The organism is Streptomyces niveiscabiei (assembly GCF_001419795.1).
GTDB classification, from domain to species: domain Bacteria; phylum Actinomycetota; class Actinomycetes; order Streptomycetales; family Streptomycetaceae; genus Streptomyces; species Streptomyces niveiscabiei.
In genome coordinates this window covers 1-5,668 of the sequence record NZ_LIRL01000529.1, presented here as the reverse complement: position 1 = coordinate 5,668, position 5,668 = coordinate 1, and the positions used below count along the sequence as shown (strand labels likewise).

Sequence of the window (5,668 nt, the reverse complement as noted above, 5' to 3'; positions counted from 1 at the left end):
GGTACCTCGCCTCCCCGGCGATCGCCACGACCGTCTTCCTCGCCGACCGCCTCGGCAAGCCGCTGCTCGTCGAGGGGCCGGCCGGGGTCGGGAAGACGGAGCTGGCGAAGGCGGTCGCGGCGGTGGGCGGCGCCGAACTGGTCCGGCTCCAGTGCTACGAGGGCATCGACGAGTCCCGCGCGCTGTACGAGTGGAACCACGCCAAGCAGTTGCTGCGGATCAGCGCGGGGCGTGACGAGACGTGGGACGAGGCGCGTACCGACATCTTCAGCGAGGAGTTCCTCCTCCCCCGGCCCCTGCTGACGGCGATCCGCGGGGACGCGCGCAAGGTGCTGCTGATCGACGAGACCGACAAGGCGGACGTCGAGGTGGAGGGGCTGCTCCTGGAGGTGCTCAGCGACTTCCAGGTCACCGTCCCGGAGTTGGGCACCGTCACCGCGACGCACCGGCCGTTCGTCGTCCTCACCTCCAACGCCAGCCGTGAGCTGTCCGAGGCGCTGCGGCGGCGCTGCCTGTTCCTGCACATCGGGTTCCCCGAGGAGGAGCTGGAGCGGCGGATCGTCCGGCTGAAGGTGCCCGGTGTGGAGGAGGCGCTGGCCGCGTCCGTGGTGCGGGTCGTGGGGGCGCTGCGGGCGATGGACCTGCGCAAGGCGCCCTCGGTCGCGGAGACCGTCGACTGGGCGCGCACCCTGCTCGCGCTGGGCGCGGACACGCTGGACGAGACCGTCGTGCGCGAGACCCTCGGGGTCGTCCTCAAGCACCAGGACGACATCCTGAAGGCCGCCGCCAAGCTCGACCTGGACGCGGTGTGAACGACGTCGCGGCCCGCCTCGCCGGGTTCGTCGGCGTGCTGCGCGAGCACGGGGTGTCCGTCGGGACCGGCGAGACCGTCGACGCGGCCGAGGCGCTCGCCGTGCTCGGGTTCGACGACCGCGAGGTGCTGCGCGAGGGGCTCGCGGCGACCCTGCTGCACACGGCGGGGCAGCGCGCGGTGTTCGACGCCGTCTTCGACCTGTACTTCCCGCGCTCCGTGGGGGCGCCGGGGCAGGCGCCGGGCGACCGGGAGTCGCTGCGGGAGCGGCTCGCCGAGGCCCTCGCGGACAACGACGGTGCGACGCTGGGGCAGTTGGCCGTCGAGGCGGTCGACGCCCTGGGCGGGTACGGGAGTTCGCCGGGGTCGGACGGGTGGTCGGCGCACCAGACCCTCGAACGGCTGCGCCCCCAGACCCTGTTGGCGCGGGTCCGCGACGACGTGCGTTCGCGGGGTGCCGGTACGGGGTTCACTGACCGGCTCCTCGAAGACGAACTCCGGGCGCGCATCGAGGAGTTCCGGGCGCTGGTGGCCGCCGAGGCGCGGCGCCGGGTGGCCGAGCGGCGGGGGCGCGAGATGATCGCGCGGCGCGCGGTGGCGCCCAGCGCGGACCGGGTGGACTTCCTGTACGCCGGGCGCGACCGGCTTGCCGAACTGCGGCGTACGGTGCAGCCGTTGGCGCGCAAGCTCGCGACGCGGCTGGCGGCTCGGCGGCGGCGTGCCTCGCGGGGGACGATCGATCTGCGGCGCACGCTGCGGGCCTCGCTGTCGACGGGCGGGGTGCCCGTCCGTCCGGTGCTGCGCCGGCGGCGGCCCGTGCGGCCCGAACTGGTCCTGCTCTGCGACGTGTCGGGGTCCGTGTCCGGGTTCTCCGACTTCACGATGCTGCTCGTGCAGGCCCTCCACGACCAGTTCTCGAAGGTCCGCGTCTTCGCGTTCGTCAACCGCGTCGACGAGGTGACCGGCCTCCTGCGGCACGGCGCCGCCGACCCGGCGGGGCTCGGTGCGGTGATCCGCGCGGAGGCCGAGCTCACGCGGTGGCACGGCAGCAGCGACTACGGCACCGCGCTGGGCGAGTTCGCCGAGCGGTACGGCCTCACGCTGACCCCGCGCACCACCGTCTTCGTCCTCGGCGACGCCCGCACCAACATGAGCGACCCGAACCTCGCGGCGGTCCGCGAGATCGCCGGGCGCGCGCGGCGCGTGCACTGGCTGAACCCCGAGCCCCGGTCGCTGTGGGGCACGGGGGACTCGGCGGCCCCCGAGTACGCCGGGCTGGTCGCGATGCACGAGTGCCGCACCGCCCGCCAGCTCGGCGATCTCGTGAGCCGGCTGCTCCCGGTCTGACCTAGTGCTGTTCCCCGTCCGGGCGGGGGGATTGGGCCGATCCGTTGGCGTCCGGCCCTGTCGGGGCCGCCGGTACGGGGTGCGCCGGTGCGCGGGCGCTGTGATGGAAGCCGTCACGCCCCTTCTGCCTGTGAGTCCGTCCCATGCGCCTTGTCCCGACCGACCCTCACCTGCGCCGCAGCGGTCTGCTCGCGGTGTTCGCCTTCGTCCTCGTGCTGGCGGTCTGCGCGAGCGGCTTCCTGCTCTATCTCAACGAACGCCACGCCCGGAGCCGGGACGTGCTGGTCGGTGAGGCCGGGTCCGTCAACCGCGTCGACATCCAGGTCACCGTCCAGAAGGTGGACGCCGCCGACCAGCGCGCCACCCTGAGAGTGGCCGTCGCCCCTTCCGGCAGCTACGGCGACCCCGTGACCGGTGTGCCCGCCCGTGACCTTGAGCTGACGACGTCGGGGCTGGCCCGTGACCGGCTGGCCTTCCCCGCCGGGCGGCCCACCTCGGCACAGGAGGTGTCCGTCGTCCTCTCCGGCGGGACGATCTCCGACTACCCCTTCGACCGCTACTCCGCCGAGGTCTTCTTCAGCGCCACTGTGGGCGGGCGCGAGGTGCCCGTGACGCTGTCGGTGGAGGAGGCCGACCCGTTCTTCCTGCTCCGCCCGGCCGAGGCCGAGCAGTTCGGCGGCGTGGTGCAGGCGGAGGTCCGGTTCGTGCGCTCGCGCGGGTCGTTCATCCTGGCGTGGTTCATGATGGTCGCGATGTGGCTGCTCGGGCTCGCGGTGGCCTCGGCGGCCTGGATCATCGTGAGCCGGCGGCGTGGCCTGGTGTGGCCCGCCCTGAGCTGGATGGCCGCCACCCTGTTCGCCCTGGTGGGTATGCGCAACGCCGCGCCCGGCAGCCCGCCCGCGGGTTCGCTGCTCGACTACGCGTCCTTCTTCTGGGTCGAGCTGCTGATCGCGGGCGGCCTGTGCGCCGTTGTCGTGCAGGGCCTGATCCTGGAGATGCGCGAACGCCGGGCCGACGAAACGCCTCCGGCCGGCGGCTGAGCTGCTTATCCCTGGCCGTCGGCGGCGACGACGGTCAGGGAGCCCATCATTCCGTTGTCCTCGTGTCCGGTGACGTGGCAGTGGAACATCCACTGCCCGGTGAAGTCCGTGAAGCGCATCCGGATCACCACTTTTCCGGCTTTCCCGTTGACCGAGTGGGGGACGATCACCTCGTCCCTGAAGTCGGCGGGAGGCTGGGCGACGCCGTTCACGCTGAGGACCTGGAACGGGACGGTGTGGAGATGGAACGGGTGGTTCTGGTTGGCCGTATTGGTGAGCGTCCATTCCTCGACCGTGCCGAGCGTGGCCGGTTGCGTGAACGTCGGCTTCATGTCGTACAGCTTGCCGTTGATGTAGAAGTTGTTGCCGCCGTCGTCGCTCAGGACCAGGCTGCGGGACCGGGCGACGGATTCTTGGGACAGGTCGGGAAGGGCTCCGGTGAGCGGCCCGGTGAGCTGCGGCGAGGTGGCCGCGCCCGGCGGCGCCTCGGCGGCGGCCGGCTCCGCGTCCGCGTCTCCTGGCCGGACGTCGACCTTCATGAGGGTGGTGTCGGGGTAGTCGTCGCCGTCCGACCCGGTCGAATAGGCGAGAGTCCTGAGCCAGGTCGATCCGGGGGCTCCCGCGGTCACCAGGACGTCGAAGCGTCCGCCGGGCGGGATCAGGAGGTGTTTCACCCGAGCCGGTGTCGCGGAAGGATTCCCGTCCTGGTTGACGACGGTGAAGGTACCGCCGTCGAGCTGGAGGTCGTAGTCGATGGCGTACCCCACATTGGCGAGGCGCCACAACTGGGTCTCACCGGCTCGCATGGTCAGCGTCGGCCGGTACTGGCCGTTGACCAGGCGAGTCGTCGGTGACGCGGGTTCGAGGACCCCGTCCGGGTAGACGATCGAGCTGGTCGAGCTGATCTGCGCGTCCTTGAGGGCCAAGGTGTGAGCGGTGACCCGGCGGTAGTCCGACGGCAGCGACTCGCGGCTGTCCCCGACGATGATGGTTCCCGACAGACCTGCCCCGACCTGGCTCTCGGTTCCGTCGCAGCGAGAGTTCTTCGGGGCGTCGGGCATCGTCATCCCCGGCATGGAGTGGCCGTCCTTGGGGCACATGTCGTGGTCGTGGTACCAGTACGTCCCGAGCGGCTGGTCCTTGGGGATGTCGAGATCGTAGGTGAGCGTCCGACCGGGCTCGACGGACAGCGTGATGTTGTCCGCGTGCCCTCTCGGGGACAGGTGCAGCCCGTGGAAGTGCAGGTTGGTCGACGTGCCGAGCTTGTTGGTCAGTTTCAGGGTGAGGCGCTGGCCGGGAACCACGTGGAGGGTCGGCCCGACGAGACTTCCGTTGTAGGTCTCCGCGAGCACCTTCTTGCCCGAGATCGTCACCTCTTTCTCCACCGTGGTCAGCTCGACCGTCTGGTCCTCGGGGGTTGCTTCGTTGAGGTCGGGCGGTTCCACCAGCGCGGCACCGGGCACCATGCCGGCTGTCTGCTTCTCAGTGGTCGGCAGTGGCTTTCCGGCGGCTGCCGGGGCCGGCCTCCTCTCGCCGGCTGCCGGGGCCGGCTTCACACTCTCGCAGCCCGCGAGAGCGGAGAACACGACAGTGGCCCCGACAGCGAGGACTCCGAGGCGGGTGGCGGGCGACCGCCTCGCGATCGAGCGTGCAGACAACAAATCTCACTCCGGCGCATAACGACTCATAACGGCTGGGAGAGGAATATAAGCCCCGAACCGCAGTGGAGCCCGTCGCCGCGGGTGCGGTGACCGGCTCCACTGCCAGGTACAGCCTCCATGGGACGGGCGGCTGCGGTCCGGGGAACGCCCCGGCCGCCGCAAGTCTCGCCGCCCACGGCCGCCCGGCCCTATCCCCTGACCGGCGGAGGCATCCCCGCCGGGTGGCGGGGCGTGAGCCCGCTAGTCCGCCTTCGCGTACTCCTTCGCCATCGACCCGGCGAAGTCGTACACGATGACCTGTTCGTCGCCCACCACCCACGCGTCGTGCCCGGGCGAGCAGACGAACACGTCACCGGGGCCGACCTCGCCCTCGCCGCCGTCGTCCATCCGGATGCGCATGCGTCCCTGGACGACGTACCCGTTGTGGTGGATCTCGCAGCTGTCCGTGCCCGCGAGGGGTGCCACCGACTCGGACCAGCGCCAGCCCGGCTCGAACGTCGCCACGGCGAAGTCGAGCCCCGTGAGGTGGACGGCTTCGAGGTGACCGCGCGGGAAATCGCGCCGTTCGTCGGGCTTGTCGAGCGTCTTCGTCTCCAGCATGACGCTCCTCCCTTCCGGCCACGCCAACATCACGACCGGGCCCGGCTCCCGACACCGCTTCCGGCCCTACGCCTTCATGGTCCGCCTGTCCAGCGGGGGCCGCCATTCGGGGGAACCGGGGCCGCCCATGAGGGCCGTGCCCGCGTCGCAGAGGCCGCGCCGGACAGCCCTCCGCCTCACCTCCCCCGCCTCACGCCCCTCCCCCGCAC

General features: G+C 71.6%; 5 protein-coding genes. 3 read left to right on the top strand and 2 right to left on the bottom strand.

The annotated features are described in order from the left end of the window. From AOK24_RS25210 to AOK24_RS25200, 3 genes are all read left to right on the top strand, one after another. Window positions 1–812, top strand: an 812-nt coding sequence (locus AOK24_RS25210) for an AAA family ATPase (protein ID WP_240554112.1), incomplete at its 5' end; no start/stop codon positions are given. Continuing rightward, the gene (locus AOK24_RS25205; protein WP_055722362.1) at window positions 809–2,158 is read left to right on the top strand and encodes a vWA domain-containing protein; all 1,350 of its coding nucleotides are present in this window, start codon (window positions 809–811) and stop codon (window positions 2,156–2,158) included. The genes AOK24_RS25210 and AOK24_RS25205, both read left to right, overlap by 4 nt. A 143-nt stretch (window positions 2,159–2,301) precedes the next feature. Continuing rightward, entirely contained in the window at window positions 2,302–3,198 is an 897-nt protein-coding gene (locus AOK24_RS25200; protein WP_055722361.1) for a DUF4436 family protein, read from the top strand. A gap of 5 nt (window positions 3,199–3,203) precedes the next feature. Here AOK24_RS25200 and AOK24_RS25195 read toward each other — a convergent pair whose 3' ends face one another. Both AOK24_RS25195 and AOK24_RS25190 read right to left on the bottom strand, forming a co-directional pair. Beyond that, window positions 3,204–4,664: a multicopper oxidase family protein gene (locus tag AOK24_RS25195; protein ID WP_055722360.1), complete on the bottom strand. Its 1,461-nt coding sequence runs from the start codon at window positions 4,662–4,664 to the stop codon at window positions 3,204–3,206. Window positions 4,665–5,099: 435 nt separating this feature from the next. Then, on the bottom strand, window positions 5,100–5,459 hold the full coding sequence (locus tag AOK24_RS25190) for a cupin domain-containing protein (protein WP_055722359.1): 360 nt from the start codon (window positions 5,457–5,459) through the stop codon (window positions 5,100–5,102). Window positions 5,460–5,668: the final 209 nt, after the last annotated feature.

Bases quoted from the DNA above. Each gene is read 5' to 3' on its own strand.
- AOK24_RS25195 (WP_055722360.1), bottom strand. From the start codon at position 4,664: ATGGTGCCCGGTGCCGCGCTGGTGGAACCGCCCGACCTCAACGAAGCA.
- AOK24_RS25200 (WP_055722361.1), top strand. From the start codon at position 2,302: ATGCGCCTTGTCCCGACCGACCCTCACCTGCGCCGCAGCGGTCTGCTC.
- AOK24_RS25190 (WP_055722359.1), bottom strand. From the start codon at position 5,459: ATGCTGGAGACGAAGACGCTCGACAAGCCCGACGAACGGCGCGATTTC.